This is a genomic window from Streptomyces canarius (assembly GCF_014650735.1).
GTDB lineage: Bacteria > Actinomycetota > Actinomycetes > Streptomycetales > Streptomycetaceae > Streptomyces > Streptomyces olivaceoviridis.
Genome location: NZ_BMVN01000012.1, coordinates 59,556 through 75,281 on the forward strand (window position 1 = coordinate 59,556; position 15,726 = coordinate 75,281).

Here is a 15,726-nt window from a genome sequence, read left to right on the forward strand (position 1 = left end):
GGCGGCCCCACGGCCGGCCCCCGGGTACCGGTCAGGCGTCGGAGTCGGGCTTGCTCCGCGCCGCGGCGTAGGCCTGGGACGGTGTCATGGAGACCCCCTCGTACGTGACCGTCCGGTAGGGGCTCACCTTGGCGCAGGTCTTGGCCTGGTCGGCGGTGGAGGCGTGGGCGCCTCCGACGGCGGCCTTGGTGTCGGCGGGCGCGGGCGAGGACGAGCCGCCCGGGTAGCTGGTGCCGCTGGGCCAGTCGCTGCCGATCACCAGGGTCAGGCCGCTGCCCGTGCCCTGCTTCAGGTGGGACGGGGGCAGGCCGAGCGCCTTGGCCACCGTCTGGGCCGCTGCCTGCTCGCCGGTGCCGTAGGTGAGGGTGCTGCCGGCGGCGGGGCTGGGGGCGTTGGCCGTGGTCGTGGCGGTGCTGAAGCCCTGGCCGGTGAGGGCGGTCGCGAGGGCGGAGGCGCGGCCGGTGATGCCGGTGCCGTTCTCGACCGTCACCGCGATCTCGGCCGCGGGCACGGCGGAGGCGGTGGCCTTCGCCTTGGCGGTCGTGGAGGCCGCCGCGGACTTCTTGCCGGAGCCGGTGGTCAGGGCCTGGTCGTTCGCGATGGTGGCGAACAGGCTCTTCGCGCCCGGGCCCACCACCACCCGGTCGTTGTCGCCGGGATCGGGGGCCGTCTGCATGGTGGTGAAGGTGATCCGCTTGGTGGGCACCTTGTTCACGTCGTCGGCGAGCGAGATCAGCTTCTTCACGGTGCCGAGGCCGTCGTCCACGGTCAGCGCCTTGGTGGCGGCGTCGGCGAGGTGGTAGACCGCGGTGGGGTCGGTGAGCGTGCCCGCGCTCTTGAACTTGCGGATCATCGCGCTGAGGAAGATGTGCTGCGAGACCGTGCGGCCGAGGTCGCTGCCGTCGCCGAAGCCGTGCCGCGAGCGGACGAACTCCAGGGCAGCGACGCCCTTGAGGGTGTGGGTGCCCTTGGACAGCTTCAGGTGGGAGTAGGTGTCGTAGACGTCGTCGCTGACGCACACCGAGACGCCGCCGACCGCGTCGGACATCTTGACGACGCCGGAGAAGTCGAGTTTGACGAAGTGGTCGATGGTTATCCCGGTGAGCTGGTGGACGGTGGCCACCTGGCAGGCGGGGCCGTACTGGAGCGCGCTGTTGATCTGGCCGTAGTAGCCGTTCGTGGACTGCCCCGACTCACTGTCCTCGCAGGCCGGGACCCTGGTCATGGTGTCACGGGGGATGCTCATCACGGTGGCGTTCGAGCGGTCGGCGGATATGTGCAGCACCATCTCCACGTCGGCGTTGCTGCCGGTCTGCACCCCGGTCCTCGCGCAGCCGCCGCCGAGCTTGCAGTCCGTCGCGCTGGTCCGGCCGTCGGAGCCCATGACCAGGATGTTGATGGGGGTACGGCCGAAGGCGTCGGCCTTCTCCGTGCCGCCCTTGCCGTCCAGGGAGACGCTGTGGATGTTGCCGTTCAGGTGCTCGTAGAACCACCAGCCCGCGCCGGCGGTGAGCACGATCAGGACGGACAGGCCGATCCCGAGGATCTTCAGCACCCGCCGGCCGCGCCGCACCGGCCGGGCCCGGCGGGACCGCCTGCCGCCGCCCGCCCGCGAGGCCGCCCGGGCCGCGGCCCGGCCGCCCGGCGGACGCACGTCGCCCGGTTCCGCCCCGCGCTGCCCGGGCACCCGCGCGCCACGGCTGCGTGTGCCTCGGCCGGCCGGCCCGTCCCACGGGTCGCTCATCTCCCACTCCCCTGAACGGTCGGGCCTGCGGCACATCGGTTGCGTGATTGCGCAATCTAGCAAACACGTTGCCGGAACAGCGCGGATCCACAGCCGATTCACAGGCGAGGCATCTCATCGCGGGGCCGTCCGCCCCCACGGCGGCGCGGCAGCCGGAGTCTACGTGCCCTTGGTAAGCGTCCGGCGTGAATCCTGCGCCGGGATGGGGGCGGGGTTCGACCGCGCGGTCAACTTGCCGACCACGGCATGGATCAGGGCCACGACGTCCGGGTCGCCGATGGAGTAGATCTGCCGCCGCCCCTCACGGCGGGAGCGGACCAGTCCGGCGAGCTTCAGCTTCGCCAGGTGCTGGCTGACGGCGGGCAGCGCACCGCCCACGCGGTCGGCGAGGTGCGTGACATCGCACTCGCCCTGCGCCAGGGCCCACATCAGACGCAGCCGGGCCGGGGCGGCGAGCAGCCCGAACGCGGCGGCTGCCGCGGCGAGCACCTCGGCGGGCGGGTCCTCGAATCCCCCGGCCTTCTCCGTCACAGCCGCTCCCGCCCCACCCTGGTCACCGTCGACGCTCACCCGACCACCCAGTGTAGGTACCCGGCGCGGCCACCCGCGCACGCTCTCGCCGGGGCCGGGGGCCAGGACCCCGGCCCCCCGCGTTCTACGGCCGGATCTCGTAGACCGCGTTGAAGGGAGTCTGCGCGGCCCGGCGGAACCGGGTGAAGCCCGCCTCGGTGACCATCTCGCGGACCGCCGCCTCGCCGGCCTGCGCGCCCAGAGCGTAACCGCCGTGCTGGGACAGGGCGTTGGGCACGCACAGAAACGTGGAGGCGCTGTAGTAGAGCCGGCCCACCGGATGGAAGTTCTCCTCGGTCCGGTCGGAGGCGAGCGGTTCCGCGAGAAGCCACGTGCCGTCGGCGGCGAGCGCCTCGCGCACCCGTCGGGCGGCCCCCAACGGGTCGCCCATGTCGTGCAGGCAGTCGAACATGGCCACCAGGTCGTAGTCCGCGCCCTCGAAGGTCTGCGCGGTGGCCACCTGGAAGGTGACGCGTCCGGCGACCCCGGCCTCGGCAGCCCTCTCGCGCGCCAGCGCGATCGACTCGCCGTGGTAGTCGGAACCCACGACCTCCGTCCGCGGATACGCCTGGGCCAGCAGGATCGACGACGAGCCGAGACCGCACCCCACGTCGGCGACCCGCGCCCCGGCGCTCAGCTTCGCGTCCGCGCCGTCCAGCGCCGGGATCCAGTTCGGGACCAGCTCGGCCTCGTAATTGGGGCGGAAGAAGGCGTCGACTCCGACGAACACCTCGTCATCGTGCTCGTGCCAGGCAACGCCCTCGCCGGTGCGGAACGCCTCGGCGATACGGGGCTCGGCGCGCAGCATTCCCAGGGCGAAGCGGAAGGCCGCGGCGACGTCGGGACCGTTCGGGTCGGCCAGGCAGAACGCCTGCTCCTCGGCCAGTGAGAACCGGCCGGTCGCCGCGTCGTACTCGGCGTATCCGCCGGCGGCCTGGCCGCGCAGCCACTCGGTGAGGTACCGCGGATGACAGTGCGTGCGTTCCGCGAACTCCTCGGGTGTCGCCGGGCCCTTCGCGAGTGCCCGGTAGAGGCCGAGCCGGTGGCCCAGCGCGATGGAGCCGGCGGCCCCGGTCGACGCGAGGTCGGTGACGAAGTGGTCCAGGAACGTGTTGATCCTCTCCTGATCCATCCCGGTACTCCCTTCCCGTCGGCCGGCTCGGGCCGTCACATCAGGAAAGGCTCAGGGTCGGCTGTCCTCCGTGGTACTCCTGGCCACATCAGCCTATGTCCGCCACCGGCCCCACGCCCTCCCGGGCCGCGCGGCGCGGAGCCCCGCGGTCCTCGCGCGCGGGCAGAGGCGGGCACCGATCCCTCCGAACAAGGCCCGGTGCCCCCGGTGTCCGGTTCGCGGGCCTAGGGCAGTTTCACGAACGGTGCCAGGAAGGCGCGGGCTCCGGGCGTGTCCAGGCGGTAGGTGACGTTCGTGGCGTAGCAGGGCGTGTCGCCGGTGATGGTCGTGGCGGCGAGGACGTTCCTGCCGCCGATGACGGCGAAGTCGGGCCCGCCGGAGTCGCCGTAGCAGGCACCGCCGTTGCCCTGCGGGGCCGTCATGCCCAGCCGGGCCCAGGAGTCGTTCAGGGCGTTGAACGTGACCGGGGCCTTCATCCGGACGCCGCCGCCGGGGTGGGTCTGGCCGCCCGGTCCGTTGGCGGCCTCCTGCGTGCCGTACCCGGCGACGAACCAGTCGGTGGCGTTCAGCCCCTGCGGGCCGAGGGCGCCGAGCTGGTTCGCGGTCGGCAGGGCGGCCGGGGTGAAGGACCAGCGGGCGGCGACCTTCGCGGCGGGCAGTTCGACGACCGCGATGTCGTGCGGGTCGGAGGCGGGGCCCGGGTAGTCCGGGTGGGTGTGCGCGGTGCCCTGGACGGCGACGGCGTCCGCCTGGGCGGCCGGGTCTCCCGGGTGCTCCTTCGCGGCGGCGTCGAGTCCGGCCTGGACGTCCTGGTCGAGCGAGACGAAGAAGCGGACACCGGCCGGCCAGTCGCTGGTGCAGTGGGCGGCGGTCAGGAAGGTGCCGGCGTCGACCATCGTGCCGGAGCACACCCAGTCGACGCGGTCCGGGGTGGCCGGGTCGCCGTCGTGGTCCCAGGCGGCCACGAGTGCTCCGACCTCGGTGCGCTCGGGCGCCGGCGTGGCGTTGTACGAGTTGATGGCGCAGGAGGGCAGCGCGGCGGCGAGCACGGTGGCGCAGGCTGCGGCGGTGACGGCTGTCACGCGTACGGCTCTCAAGAAGAACCCCTTCACTGGGTGATGTGGGCCAGGTGTTCTCCTGCGGGGGTGAAGAGCATTGAAGTGGGCCGGGCGGTGCGGGACAAGACGGCCGGCAGCGGCAACCCCGCTCCGCCGGCGGTCACCGGGTGCGCGCCGGAGCGCTCCGGGGTCGGCCTGCATCCTCCGGGCGATCCTGGGCAGCCTGTCGGAGACGGAAGCTATGGGCAAGGATCGGGTGAGCGTGGACGAGGGACGCGTGGCAGACACGAACGAGCAGGCGGGGCCGGAGCCGCTGTCGGTCACCCGGACCGACGCGGACGGTGTCACCGTCGTCACGGTGACCGGGGAGGTCGACCACCACACCTCCGGCGCCCTCCGCCGGGCCCTCGCCCCCGCGGACCCCGACGGGGCGCGCACCGTCGCGGACCTCAGCGGTGTGCCGTTCATGGACTCCAGCGGCATCAACGTCCTCATCGCCGCCCATCAGGCGCACGCTCCGGGGGGCTGGCTCCGTCTGGCAGGCGTACGGCGACCCGTCCTGCGCACCCTGGAGATAGTCGGCCTCATCCCCCTCCTCGCCTGCTACCCCAGCGTGCAGGACGCCCTGCGGGGCTGAGGACTCCTGCTCTCAGCCTTCCCGTGACGGCGGTGCGCCGGAGTCGCCTCTGCGTACCGTGCAGTGCAGCGAGTCGTCGCGGACCTCGGCGACGATCGTGTCGCCCGGGTCGGCCTCGCCGCCGAGCAGCAAGCTGGCGATGCGGTTGTCGAGTTCCGCCTGGATCGTGCGGCGCAGCGGGCGCGCGCCGAACTCCGGCTGGTGGCCGTGGGCGATGAGGAGCTTCTTGGCCGGTTCCGTGACCTCCAGGTCCAGGCCCTGCGCGCGCACCTTGCGCCTGCTCTGGTCCAGCAGGTGGTCCACGATCTGCCCGAGGTCGTCCTCGGTCAGGGCGTGGAAGATGATGATGTCGTCGATCCGGTTGAGGAACTCCGGCAGGAACCGCGTGCGCAGCTCCTCCGTCAACTCGTCCTTGAGCGCGGAGACGTCGCCCTTGTGGTCCAGGATGCGGCGCGCGCCGATGTTGGACGTCATGATGACGACGCAGTGCCGGAAGTCGACGGTGCGGCCCTGCGCGTCGGTCAGCCGTCCGTCGTCCAGGATCTGCAACAGGGTGTTGAAGACGTCGGGGTGGGCCTTCTCCACCTCGTCGAAGAGCACCACGCTGTACGGCCGGCGGCGGACCTTCTCGGTGAGCTGGCCCGCCTCCTCGTAGCCGACGTATCCGGGTGGCGCGCCGACCAGCCGGGCGACGGTGTGCTTCTCCTGGAACTCGCTCATGTCGAACCGGATCATCCGGTCCTCCTCGCCGAACAGCAGGGCGGCGAGGGTCTTGGCGAGTTCGGTCTTGCCGACGCCGGTCGGGCCGAGGAAGAGGAAGGAGCCGACGGGGCGGCGGGGGTCGCCCATGCCGGCGCGGTTGCGGCGTACGGCCTGGGACACCGCGGTGACCGCCTCGTCCTGGCCGACGATCCGCGCGTGCATCTCCTCTTCGAGCCGGAGCAGCTTCTCCTTCTCGCCGGCGGTGAGCTGGGAGACGGGGATGCCGGTGCGGCGGGAGACGACGTCGGCGATGTCGGAGGCCGTGACGGAGACGACGCCCTCGCGGCGCTCCTCGATGCCGGCGAGTTCCCCCTCCGCCTCGGCGATGTCCCGCTTGAGCTCCGAGGCCTTCTCGAAGTCCTCGGCGGAGACGGCCTGTTCGAGTTCACGGCGCAGCTTGGCGATGCGGTCCTCGCGGCTGACGACCTCGGTGGAGCGTCCGGCACCGCGCAGCCGCACCCGGGCACCGGCCTGGTCCATCACGTCGATGGCCTTGTCCGGCAGGAAGCGGTCGCTGATGTACCGGTCGGACAGTTCGGCGGCGGCCACGAGGGCTGCGTCGTCGAAGCGGACCTGGTGGTGCGCCTCGTAGGAGTCGCGGAGCCCTTCGAGGATCTGCACCGTCTCCTCGACCGTGGGCTCGGGCACCATCACCGGCTGGAACCGGCGCTCCAGGGCGGCGTCCTTCTCGACGTACTTGCGGTACTCGTCGATGGTCGTGGCGCCCACGACGTGGAGTTCACCGCGCGCGAGAGCGGGCTTGAGCATGTTGCCCGCGTCCATGGAACCCTCGCCGGTGGCGCCGGCGCCGACGACCGTGTGCAGTTCGTCGATGAAGAGGATGACGTCGCCGCGCGCCGCCTGGACGTCCTCGATGACCTTCTTGAGCCGTTCCTCGAACTGTCCCCGGTACTGCGCGCCCGCCACCATGCCCGACAGGTCCAGCGAGACGACGCGCCTGTCCTTCAGGACGTCGGGGACCTCGCCCGCCACGATGCGCTGGGCGAGGCCCTCCACGATGGCGGTCTTGCCGACTCCGGGTTCGCCGATGAGCACCGGGTTGTTCTTGGAGCGCCGGGAGAGGATCTCGACGGTCTGCTCGATCTCCTCGGCCCGCCCCACCACCGGGTCGAGCCTGCCGGCCCTGGCCTCCTCCGTCAGGTCGCGGCCGTATTCGTCCAGGGTCGTGGCCGGCTTCTTCCGTTCGGCGGGGGCTGACTCGGCGCGCGCCGCCGGCTGTTCGGTCAGGCCCGCGACGCGCTGGGTGTCCAGGCCCTCGGCGCGCAGCATCCGGGCCGCTCCCGTGTCGCTGTCGCCGAGCAGGGCGCCGAGGATGTGCTCGGGACCGATGTAGGAGACGCCGGCCGCCTGGGACCGGGCGTAGGCGGCGCCGAGGGTGCGTTTGGCCGCCGGGGTGAGGCCCGGCTGCGCGGAGGGTTCGGCGGACTCGCGCGGCAGGATCTTGGCCAGTTCGGCGGCGACCGTGTCGGGGTCCACGCCCGCCTGGGAGAGCAGCCGGCGTGCGGGGTCGACCTGGGTGGCCGCCCAGAGCAGGTGTTCGGTGTCCAGGTCGGAGGTGCCGTCGGTGGCGGCCCGTTGCGCGGCCAGGTTCAGCAGTTGCCGCGACGATTCCGTCAGCAGCCGTCCGATGGGTACGCGCTGTACGGCGGGGGGCGATGACGCCGGTGACATTCCGAAGAAACGATTCAGCAGCTCATTGAACGCATCCGACGAACCGAACGGCGCACCGAACGACATCGACATGGCAGCTCCTGGTACGGCAGGCGAGCAGCAAGCGGAAAAGGCCCCATGGCCCCTACCCACTGAACCCCCGTGGGGATGACCCCGCAACCGCAAAGGAATGGAGGGAAATCGGCTTGCCCGTACGCACCCCGAGCCGAGGGCACACCGCGTGACGGGCCCGCGACACCCTGAGTGACCGCGGGGGCTCACACGGGCGTGTGCCCCCGCAGATACGTGCGCACGCTCGCCGGCAACGGTGTGCCGGCGGTCTCCTCCATCGGTGCCCAGCACACCTGCTCCGGTGCGAAGCGGCCCCCGTCCGACGGTGACTCGCTCAGCAACTGGCAGACCACGGCCGTCTCCCCCGCCGTGTCCCGCGGCTCCAGCGGCTCGGTGCCGTCGACCAGGTAACCGGTGAGTTCGTAGACGATCCGCGCCGCCGTCGCCTGGGCGGTCTCGGCCGGTTCCGGGGTGCCCGAGGGCAGTGTCCAGCCGTCTCCGTCTCCCTCCGGCACCAGCAGCAACCGCCCGTCGTACACGACGACCGCCCGCACCACGCCCTCGGCCTGCTCCAGCGACATATGGCTCCCTCCCCAGGCACTCGTTGCCTACCCAGGGGTGCGCGGGTGATGCGCCGGGGCGGTCAGTAAAGCACCGGCAGGTCCCCGGGCCGTACCCGCAGCGTGACCGGCAGGGTGGCCTCGACCTCGCCGTCGGCGCCGTAGGGGACGGGCCGGGTGGCCTCGATGCGCAGTTCACGGCCGCGCAGGACGCGTACTTCGGGGCGGCGGACGTGGGCGCCGTCCTTCAGCTCGTTCATCAGGGCGAAGAACAGCCGGCGCGGGGCCTGCCGGATCAGCACGACGTCCAGCAGGCCGTCGTCGACGCGCGCGCCGGGCGCGATGAGCCGGCCGGAGCCGTAGTAGGGGGAGTTGGCCGCGACGACGGTGTAGCCGCGGTGGGCGTGTTCCTCGCCGTCGACGGTGACGCGGTACTCGGCCGGTCGCCAGGTGGTGACGGCGCGCAGGCCGCCCGCGTAGTAGGAGGCGGCGCCGCGCAGCAGCCGGGCGTTGTTGGCGTGCCGGTTGGCCTCCGCGTCGACACCGGCGTACACGCTGCCCAGGACCACCGTGCGCGGGTGGACGGCCGATTCCACCTCGATCGTGTCGACGGGCCGGGGCTCGGCGTGCAGCAGGATGCCGGCGAGCGCGGCCGGGTCGGCGGGCAGGCCGAGCGCGCGGGCGAAGTCGTTGCCGCGTCCGGCGGGTACGAGGCCCAGGACGGTTCCGGTGCCGCTGAGCGCGCCGCCGATGCCGCCCGCGATACCGTCGCCGCCCACGGCCAGGACGATGCGCCCGCGCTCACCGGCCCCGCGGGCGATGTCCTGGGCGTGGGCGAGGCTGTGGCTGTACTCCGTCCGGAGTCCGGCCCCGGCCTCGCGGAGCAGCCGGGCCAGCCGGAGCAGGGTCGCCGCCCCGGTGGAGCCGCCCGCGGTGGGGTTGACGACAGCGGTGAACTGGCGCATCGGTGGGCCTTTCGAGGCAGGCGGTCGGATCGGGTCGGGTCAGTCGGTGGGCAGCAGGACGCCGGGGTTGAGGAGCCCCTCGGGGTCCAGGCGGCGCTTGACGGCGCGCAGGGCCGACACGCCGAGCGGGCCGGCCTCGCGGACGTACCAGTCACGGTGGTCGGTGCCGACCCCGTGGTGGTGGGAGATGGTGCCGCCGGCGGCGAGCACGGCTTCGTTGGCCGCGTGCTTGGCGGGCGTCCAGTGGGCCACCGGGTCCTCGCCCTGGGCGCTGACGACGGTGAAGTACAGCGAGGCGCCGTTCTCGTAGACGTGGGAGATGTGACACATCACCAGGGGCGGGGTGCCGGCCTGGGTGAGGGTGTCGGTGAGCGCCGTGCGGACGGCCGTGTAGAGGCCGGGGACGCGGGACCAGAAGGCCGCGGTCTCCAGCGTCTCGGCGAAGGCGCCGACGTCGAGCAGGGCGTCGCGCAGGTAGGGCGCGGAGTAGCGGCCGTGCGCCCAGCGTTCGCCGGGTTCGGCGCCGGCCGGGGTGCCACCGCAGTCCGTCAGCACGGCCGCCGCCTGGTCGCGGCGGTGTGCGGTGTCCTCGGCCGTCCCCTCGTATCCGGTGATCGCCAGGCATCCGGCGTCGCCCGGTGTCGAACCGGCGCCGATGGCGTCGGGCTGGGCGAGGCCGATGAGCGTCTCGGTCTCGTCGGACAGGCGCAGCACGGTCGGCCGGGGTCCGTCCTGGGCGAGCCGGCGCAGTGCGGTGGCGCCCTCCTCGAAGGAGCCGAACCGCCAGCCCTCGTACAGCCGCGTCTCGGGCAGGGGGCGGATCCGTACGGTGACGGAGGTGATGACGCCGAAGGCGCCCTCGGAGCCGAGGATGAGCTGGCGCAGGTCCGGTCCGGCGGCGGAGCGGGGGGCGCGGCCGGTCTCGATGGTGCCCTCGGGGGTGGCGAGGGTGAGACCGAGCACCATCTCGTCGAAGCGGCCGTATCCGGCGGACGCCTGCCCGCTGGAGCGGGCCGCCGCGAAGCCGCCGATGGTGGCCCATTCGAAGGACTGCGGGAAGTGGCCGAGGGTGAAGCCGTGCCCGGCGAGCAGGGCCTCGGCCTCCGGGGCGCGCAGGCCGGGCTGGAGGACGGCGGTGCGGGAGACGGGGTCCAGGTCGAGCAGGCCGTTCATACGGCGCAGGTCCAGGGCGACGAACGCGCTGCGCTGGGGGGCGAGTCCGCCCACCACCGAGGTGCCGCCGCCGAAGGGCACGACGGCCAGGCCGTGCGCGGCGCAGGCGCGCAGGACCGCGAGCACCTGGTCGTGGCCGGCGGGCAGGACGACGGCCTGCGGGACGTCGGCGACGTCGCCCTCGCGGATGCGCAGCAGGTCCGGGGTGGACTTGCCGCGGGTGTGCCGGATGCGGCTCTCCGTGTCCGTGCGCACGTGTTCCTCGCCGCCGACGGCCGCGGCGAGCGCCTTCAGGGCGGCGGGGCCCAGGGTGGGGGCGGGCAGGCGGATGTCCTCCAGGCCGAGCGCGGGCGTGCTGCGCGGCTTGACGCCGAGCAGGTCGCGCAGCAGTCCGGTCACCGAGTCGGGCAGCGGCGCCGCCTGGGCCGGGTCGCCCCAGCCGTTCCACAGCATGTCCATTGAACGGTCGTCCTCACAGGTGGGTGTGCTGGTCGGGGGCTCGGTCCGCGCGGCTCGGGGCCGTCCGCGGGGCCTGGCCGCTTCCGTCCGGGCCCCGGGGCGTTACACTGTGACACATGACGCCCATTCGTCACAACGGTTCGGGCAGCGGCTCGGACAACGATCACGTCCTCGACGCGGTACGCGACTGCGTGCTGGCCGTCGGCGTACGGCGCACCACGCTCGCCGATGTGGCCCGCCGCGCCGGTGTCTCCCGGATGACGCTGTACCGGCGCTGGCCGGACCTGCGCGGCCTGGTGGGCGATCTGATGACCCGGGAGTGGATCGACGTGGCCACCCGGGCCATACCGGAGCCCGCGCCCGGGACGGCCACGCGCACCCGGATCGTGGACGGACTGGTGGCCGGGGTCGAGGCGTTCCGCGCGCACCCCCTCTTCCGCAAGATCGTCGACGTCGATCCGGAACTGCTCCTGCCGTACGTGCTCGACCGGCGCGGCGCGAGCCAGGAGGCGCTGCTGGCCCTGCTGGCCGACGCGCTGCGCGAGGGCCACGCGGACGGGTCCGTACGGCCCGGCCACACCGAACGGCAGGCGCGCGTCCTGCTGTTGACCGTGCAGTCCTTCGCCCTGTCCCTGCGCACGATGACCGACGAGGACGATCCGGAGCTGGACTCCGCCGCCCTCCTCGGTGAGCTGCGCACCCTTCTGGAGAGGACCCTGACGCCATGAGTCACACCGAGGCCGCGCCCGGCTCGTCCCTGAGCGCACACCGGCGCGGCCGGGAACTGGCCGAGGCCGCGGACGGCCGGACGGCCGACGTCCTGGTCGTCGGGCTGGGCGCCACGGGCACCGGGGCCGCGCTGGACGCGGCGGCCCGCGGGCTGGACGTCGTCGCGGTGGACGCCCATGACCTGGCCTTCGGCACCTCCCGCTGGAGTTCCAAGCTCATCCACGGCGGGTTGCGCTACCTGGCCTCCGCGCAGTTCGACGTCGCCCACGAGAGCGCGGTCGAGCGCGGGGTGCTGATGACCCGTACGGCCCCGCACCTGGTGGCGGCCCAGCCGTTCGTGCTGCCGCTGACCCCGCTGGTGTCCCGGGCCCAGGCCTCGCTGGCCTGGGCCGGGCTCCGGGCCGGGGACGTGCTGCGGCTGGCCGCCCGGACCCCGCGCCAGGTGCTGCCCGCGCCCCGCCGGCTCTCGGCGACGGAGGCCCGGCACCTCGCCCCCTCGGTCCGCGCGGCCGGGCTGCGCGGCGGGCTGCTGTCCTGGGACGGCAAGGTGACCGACGACGCCCGGCTGGTGACCGCCCTGGCCCGGACGGCCGCCGCGCACGGCGCCCGGGTGCTGACCCGGGTGCGGGCCCTGGAGCTGACCGGGACGGGCGCCCGGATCCGGGACGAACTCACCGGCGAGGAGGGCGAGATCAAGGCCCGCGCCGTGATCAACGCCACCGGGGTGTGGGCGGGCGCCCTCACCGACGGCATCCGGATACGGCCCTCCCGCGGCACCCACCTCGTCCTGCGCTCGGAGCGGCTCGGCGCCCTGCCGGCCGGACTGCACATCCCGATCCCCGGGGAGACCAACCGCTTCGTGCTGGTCCTGCCCCAGGGGGACGGCCGGGTCTACGTCGGCCTCACCGACGAACCGGTCGACGGCGCCGTCCCGGACGTGCCGGAGGTCCCCGAGACCGACATCGGGTTCCTCCTGGACGTGCTCGGCTCGGCCCTCGACACCCCCGTGTCCCGGGACGAGGTCGTCGGTGCCTTCGCCGGACTGCGCCCGCTGCTGGACACCTCCGCCCCCGAGGACCCCGCGGGGGCACCCCGTACGTCCGACATCTCCCGCCGGCACGCGGTGCTGACCTCGCCCGACGGTGTCACCACGGTCGTCGGCGGCAAGCTCACCACCTACCGGCGGATGGCGCAGGACGCCGTGGACGCGGCGGCCGGGGCCCGGGGCCTGCGCGCCGCCCCCTCCCCCACGGCCGCGCTGCCCCTGGTCGGCGCCGCCGCCCCCGAACGCCTGCGCGCGCTGCCCGCACCGCGCCGCCTGGTCCGCCGCTACGGCACCGAGGCCGTGGCGGTCCACGCCCTCGCCGCCCAGGACCCCACCCTGGCCGAGCCGGTGCTCCCCGGCCATCCCGTCACCCGCGCCGAACTGCTCTGGGCGGTGCGGCACGAGGGCGCCCTGGACGAGTCCGACCTCCTGGACCGCCGCACCCGCATCGGCGTGGTTCCGCAGGACCGCGTCCAGGCGCTCCCCACGGCCCGGGACGTCCTCGGCAGGGCGGCGCCGGCGCGCCCCTGACCTGGGCGCCCGGCGGACAGCAGGGCGGCGCCGGCGCGCCCCTGACCTGGGCGCCCGGCGGACACCCGCCCGCCCGGTATTCGATTGCGCCGGGCCCCCCGCTCCGGCATCGTTCGGCACGTCCCGTTCCGCCAGTCCTTCGCAGGGGGCCGTCCCATGGCGCTCGTTCCCGGTCGTCGTGTGGTGCTCCTCGGCGGGGGCTTCTCCACGGACGAGGACGGGCTGCTGGACGACTGGCTGCTCACCCGTGCGGGAAACCCCCGCCCCCGGGTCTGCTTCCTGCCCACGGCGAGCGGCGACGCGCCCGGGTACGTCGACCGGTTCCTCAGCGCGTTCCGCTCCCGTGCGTGCGTGCCCGCCGTGCTGCCGCTGTTCCGGCGCGAGCTGGACGACGACGCGCTGCGCGCGTTCCTGCTCGCCCAGGACGTGGTCTACGTCGGCGGCGGCAACACCGCGAACATGCTGGCCGTCTGGCGCGTGCACGGGGTGGACCGGCTGCTGCGGGAGGCCTGCGACCGGGGGACCCTGCTGTGCGGGATCAGCGCCGGCGCCAACTGCTGGGCGGACGCCTCGCACACGGACTCCTTCGGTCCGCTCGCCTCCCTGCGGGACGGGCTGGGCCTGCTGCCGGGTTCCGTGTGCCCGCACTACGACGGCGAACCGGGCCGCCGCCCCTCCTACCGGCGAGCCGTCGCCGAGGGAACGCTGCCCGGCGGCTGGGCGCTGGAGGACGGCGTGGCAGCCCTGTTCACGGACGGGCGCCTGACGGAGGCGGTGACCCGGAGGCCGGGGGCACGGCTCTACCGGGTGGAGCCGGCGGCGCCGGGTGAGCCGGTGCGACCAGGGGTGCCGGGGAAGCCGGGAACGCCGGGTGAGCCGGGAGGCGTCGACGAGCAGCCGGTGCCCTGTCGCCCGCTCGGCACGGCGCCGTGACCCGGTGTCAGAGCAGGCGGCGGATGTCGCCGCGGACGCGGTAGAAGCCGCCCGCGGCCGGGTGCAGGGCGTCCACGACGTACCGTGCGCCGGGTTCGCGTATCGCGCGCGGGAACTGGACGTTCCAGGAGGAGTCGTAGCCGCCGGAGACCACGTGCACACGCAGTCGGCCGCTCTCCTGGACGCACTCGACCACCACCGAGCCCGCGGGCGCCTGGGCGACCGTGGCCACCGCGGCGACCGCCGTGGCCGGGGCGTACGTCGGCGTGGCGGCGGCGAGCTTGACGTCCCGCACCACCGGCACCGTGCCCTGCTGCGCCGCCGAGACGGCCGCCTCGCTCGCGTCGACGCACACCAGGGAACCGTCGGTGGTGACCAGGTACAGCCGTCCGTCGCGGTACTGCATCGACAGCGCCGAGCCGCTGCCCGTGCCGAGCTTCCACAGGCGTGTGCCGTCCTGGTCGAAGCAGTAGACGGACGAGGCCGCGTCCCCGGCGAACACGAACCGGCCACCGGGCGAGGTGGCGCACGAGTACACCGCGCTGTCACACGCGTACGTCGCCTGGATGGCACCGGTGTCCTTCGACAGCCGCTGGACCACGCGGTGCGCGGTGCCCGCGTACACCGCGTCCTGTTCCTGCCAGCCGAAGAGCACGCCGCCCTTCGTGGGCGTGTGCCACAGCTCGCCGCCGCCGTCCGGGGCGTAGGCGGTGACGCCCCGGTGGTGGCCGTGGTAGACGGCCCGGTCGTCGGCGCGGACCATCCAGGCGTGTTCGCCCTGGCTGCGGCGGGACCACTGGTGTTCGTCCTCGTGGTCGATGACGGTGAGCCGGCCGTCCCGGTCGGAGACGTCCAGGACGCCCTCGTGGATGTCCAGCCAGAAGATGTCGACGTCGGCGGCGATGTCGTAGGCGGCGAAGGGGAGTTTGGAGGACAGGTCGTAGACCTTTCCGTCGTCGCAGCCGGCGTAGATCCAGAAGTCGTCCGCGACCAGGCACTTCACCCCGTCGGGCAGGCTGAACCGGGCCAGGACGGAGCCCTGGTGGTCCAGGGTGTAGACGTCACCCGCCTGGTTGCCCACCCAGCAGTGGTCGTCGTCGACATGGATGCCGAACGCGGCGGAGCCGGTGCGGAAGCGCCACAGCACCGGGGCCACGGCACGGGCGGTGGACGGCGCGGAGCTCACCTGGCGGCGGGTCACCGCGCGGGGCGGGCGCTGCCCCCGGACCGCCGGGGCGTATCCCTTGCGGACCTTCTCCCCCACCTTCCGCGCGGCGGCGGCCCGCGCCTTCTCCGCGGTCGGGAACGTCGTCGTCTGCGTCTGTCCGGCCGCGCCGATCCTGCCGTACCGCACCGTCACCACCTGTCCGTCGACGGTGACTTCGTAGAACTTGTGGGCACCGTCGCCCTCCTGCGACAGCTCCAGGTACGTCGTCGACACCGTGGACGCCATGGACGCCGTGGACGCCGTGGACATGGCACACCCCTCCCCCAGACGGACCCGCGGCCGTTCCAGCAGGTCCTCAACTGTTTCTCACCGTAAGGGCACCCACTGACAACGACCCCGGGCCCCGGGGCGGGCCACGACCACGCCGGGATGCGGGCCGGCCGGCCCCGTGCGGGTGACGGCGCCGGCGGCCGGCCCGGACCGTTGGGGGAGACGGCACCGGACCGACGGCCGGGGA

General features: G+C 73.7%; 13 protein-coding genes. 4 read left to right on the plus strand and 9 right to left on the minus strand.

Annotation, left to right across the window (positions count from 1 at the left end; genetic code table 11):
• Positions 1 to 31 precede the first annotated feature (31 nt).
• From IE294_RS18875 to IE294_RS18890, 4 genes are all read right to left on the minus strand, one after another.
• Positions 32 to 1,744 (minus strand): LCP family protein, encoded by a 1,713-nt coding sequence (locus IE294_RS18875; protein ID WP_229917219.1) that lies wholly within the window; start codon positions 1,742 to 1,744, stop codon positions 32 to 34.
• A gap of 159 nt (positions 1,745 to 1,903) precedes the next feature.
• Positions 1,904 to 2,275, minus strand: a complete 372-nt coding sequence (locus tag IE294_RS18880; RefSeq protein WP_189887559.1) for an ArsR/SmtB family transcription factor — start codon at positions 2,273 to 2,275, stop codon at positions 1,904 to 1,906.
• A gap of 124 nt (positions 2,276 to 2,399) precedes the next feature.
• Positions 2,400 to 3,446, minus strand: coding sequence for a class I SAM-dependent methyltransferase (locus tag IE294_RS18885; protein WP_189887561.1), 1,047 nt, complete (start codon positions 3,444 to 3,446; stop codon positions 2,400 to 2,402).
• Between the two features lie 224 nt (positions 3,447 to 3,670).
• Positions 3,671 to 4,543, minus strand: a complete 873-nt coding sequence (locus tag IE294_RS18890; RefSeq protein WP_189887563.1) for a trypsin-like serine protease — start codon at positions 4,541 to 4,543, stop codon at positions 3,671 to 3,673.
• Positions 4,544 to 4,745: 202 nt separating this feature from the next.
• On the opposite strand from IE294_RS18890, the gene IE294_RS18895 reads away from it, so the two are divergent.
• Positions 4,746 to 5,141, plus strand: a complete 396-nt coding sequence (locus IE294_RS18895) for an STAS domain-containing protein (RefSeq protein ID WP_189887565.1) — start codon at positions 4,746 to 4,748, stop codon at positions 5,139 to 5,141.
• A gap of 12 nt (positions 5,142 to 5,153) precedes the next feature.
• Here the strand turns inward: IE294_RS18895 and IE294_RS18900 are convergent, their stop codons facing one another.
• The 4 genes from IE294_RS18900 to IE294_RS18915 form a co-directional block, all read right to left on the minus strand.
• On the minus strand, positions 5,154 to 7,667 hold the full coding sequence (locus IE294_RS18900) for an ATP-dependent Clp protease ATP-binding subunit (protein ID WP_189887567.1): 2,514 nt from the start codon (positions 7,665 to 7,667) through the stop codon (positions 5,154 to 5,156).
• Positions 7,668 to 7,852: 185 nt separating this feature from the next.
• Positions 7,853 to 8,227 (minus strand): NUDIX hydrolase, encoded by a 375-nt coding sequence (locus IE294_RS18905; RefSeq protein WP_189887569.1) that lies wholly within the window; start codon positions 8,225 to 8,227, stop codon positions 7,853 to 7,855.
• A gap of 62 nt (positions 8,228 to 8,289) precedes the next feature.
• Positions 8,290 to 9,171, minus strand: coding sequence for a diacylglycerol kinase family protein (locus tag IE294_RS18910; RefSeq protein ID WP_189887572.1), 882 nt, complete (start codon positions 9,169 to 9,171; stop codon positions 8,290 to 8,292).
• 39 nt (positions 9,172 to 9,210) lie between these two features.
• Positions 9,211 to 10,803 carry an FAD-binding oxidoreductase gene (locus IE294_RS18915; protein WP_189887574.1) on the minus strand — a complete coding sequence of 531 codons (1,593 nt, stop codon included), beginning with the start codon at positions 10,801 to 10,803 and terminating at the stop codon, positions 9,211 to 9,213.
• 116 nt (positions 10,804 to 10,919) lie between these two features.
• Between IE294_RS18915 and IE294_RS18920 the strand changes: the two genes are divergently transcribed.
• The 3 genes from IE294_RS18920 (at position 10,920) to IE294_RS18930 (ending at position 14,041) form a co-directional block, all read left to right on the plus strand.
• Positions 10,920 to 11,531 carry a TetR/AcrR family transcriptional regulator gene (locus tag IE294_RS18920; RefSeq protein WP_189887575.1) on the plus strand — a complete coding sequence of 204 codons (612 nt, stop codon included), beginning with the start codon at positions 10,920 to 10,922 and terminating at the stop codon, positions 11,529 to 11,531.
• Complete coding sequence (locus IE294_RS18925; RefSeq protein ID WP_189887577.1) at positions 11,528 to 13,108, plus strand: glycerol-3-phosphate dehydrogenase/oxidase; 1,581 nt, start codon at positions 11,528 to 11,530, stop codon at positions 13,106 to 13,108. Before IE294_RS18920 ends, IE294_RS18925 begins: the two co-directional genes overlap by 4 nt.
• 156 nt (positions 13,109 to 13,264) lie before the next feature.
• Positions 13,265 to 14,041: a Type 1 glutamine amidotransferase-like domain-containing protein gene (locus tag IE294_RS18930; RefSeq protein ID WP_189887579.1), complete on the plus strand. Its 777-nt coding sequence runs from the start codon at positions 13,265 to 13,267 to the stop codon at positions 14,039 to 14,041.
• Positions 14,042 to 14,048: 7 nt separating this feature from the next.
• Here the strand turns inward: IE294_RS18930 and IE294_RS18935 are convergent, their stop codons facing one another.
• On the minus strand, positions 14,049 to 15,518 hold the full coding sequence (locus IE294_RS18935) for a WGR domain-containing protein (protein WP_229917220.1): 1,470 nt from the start codon (positions 15,516 to 15,518) through the stop codon (positions 14,049 to 14,051).
• Positions 15,519 to 15,726 lie beyond the last annotated feature (208 nt).

What these genes read in the sequence shown, in the direction of transcription:
- IE294_RS18875 (WP_229917219.1), bottom strand. Translation starts at nt 1,744, where the DNA reads ATGAGCGACCCGTGGGACGGGCCGGCCGGCCGAGGCACACGCAGCCGT.
- IE294_RS18885 (WP_189887561.1), bottom strand. Translation starts at nt 3,446, where the DNA reads ATGGATCAGGAGAGGATCAACACGTTCCTGGACCACTTCGTCACCGAC.
- IE294_RS18895 (WP_189887565.1), top strand. Translation starts at nt 4,746, where the DNA reads ATGGGCAAGGATCGGGTGAGCGTGGACGAGGGACGCGTGGCAGACACG.
- IE294_RS18900 (WP_189887567.1), bottom strand. Translation starts at nt 7,667, where the DNA reads ATGTCGATGTCGTTCGGTGCGCCGTTCGGTTCGTCGGATGCGTTCAAT.
- IE294_RS18905 (WP_189887569.1), bottom strand. Translation starts at nt 8,227, where the DNA reads ATGTCGCTGGAGCAGGCCGAGGGCGTGGTGCGGGCGGTCGTCGTGTAC.
- IE294_RS18910 (WP_189887572.1), bottom strand. Translation starts at nt 9,171, where the DNA reads ATGCGCCAGTTCACCGCTGTCGTCAACCCCACCGCGGGCGGCTCCACC.
- IE294_RS18915 (WP_189887574.1), bottom strand. Translation starts at nt 10,803, where the DNA reads ATGGACATGCTGTGGAACGGCTGGGGCGACCCGGCCCAGGCGGCGCCG.
- IE294_RS18920 (WP_189887575.1), top strand. Translation starts at nt 10,920, where the DNA reads ATGACGCCCATTCGTCACAACGGTTCGGGCAGCGGCTCGGACAACGAT.
- IE294_RS18925 (WP_189887577.1), top strand. Translation starts at nt 11,528, where the DNA reads ATGAGTCACACCGAGGCCGCGCCCGGCTCGTCCCTGAGCGCACACCGG.
- IE294_RS18930 (WP_189887579.1), top strand. Translation starts at nt 13,265, where the DNA reads ATGGCGCTCGTTCCCGGTCGTCGTGTGGTGCTCCTCGGCGGGGGCTTC.
- IE294_RS18935 (WP_229917220.1), bottom strand. Translation starts at nt 15,518, where the DNA reads ATGTCCACGGCGTCCACGGCGTCCATGGCGTCCACGGTGTCGACGACG.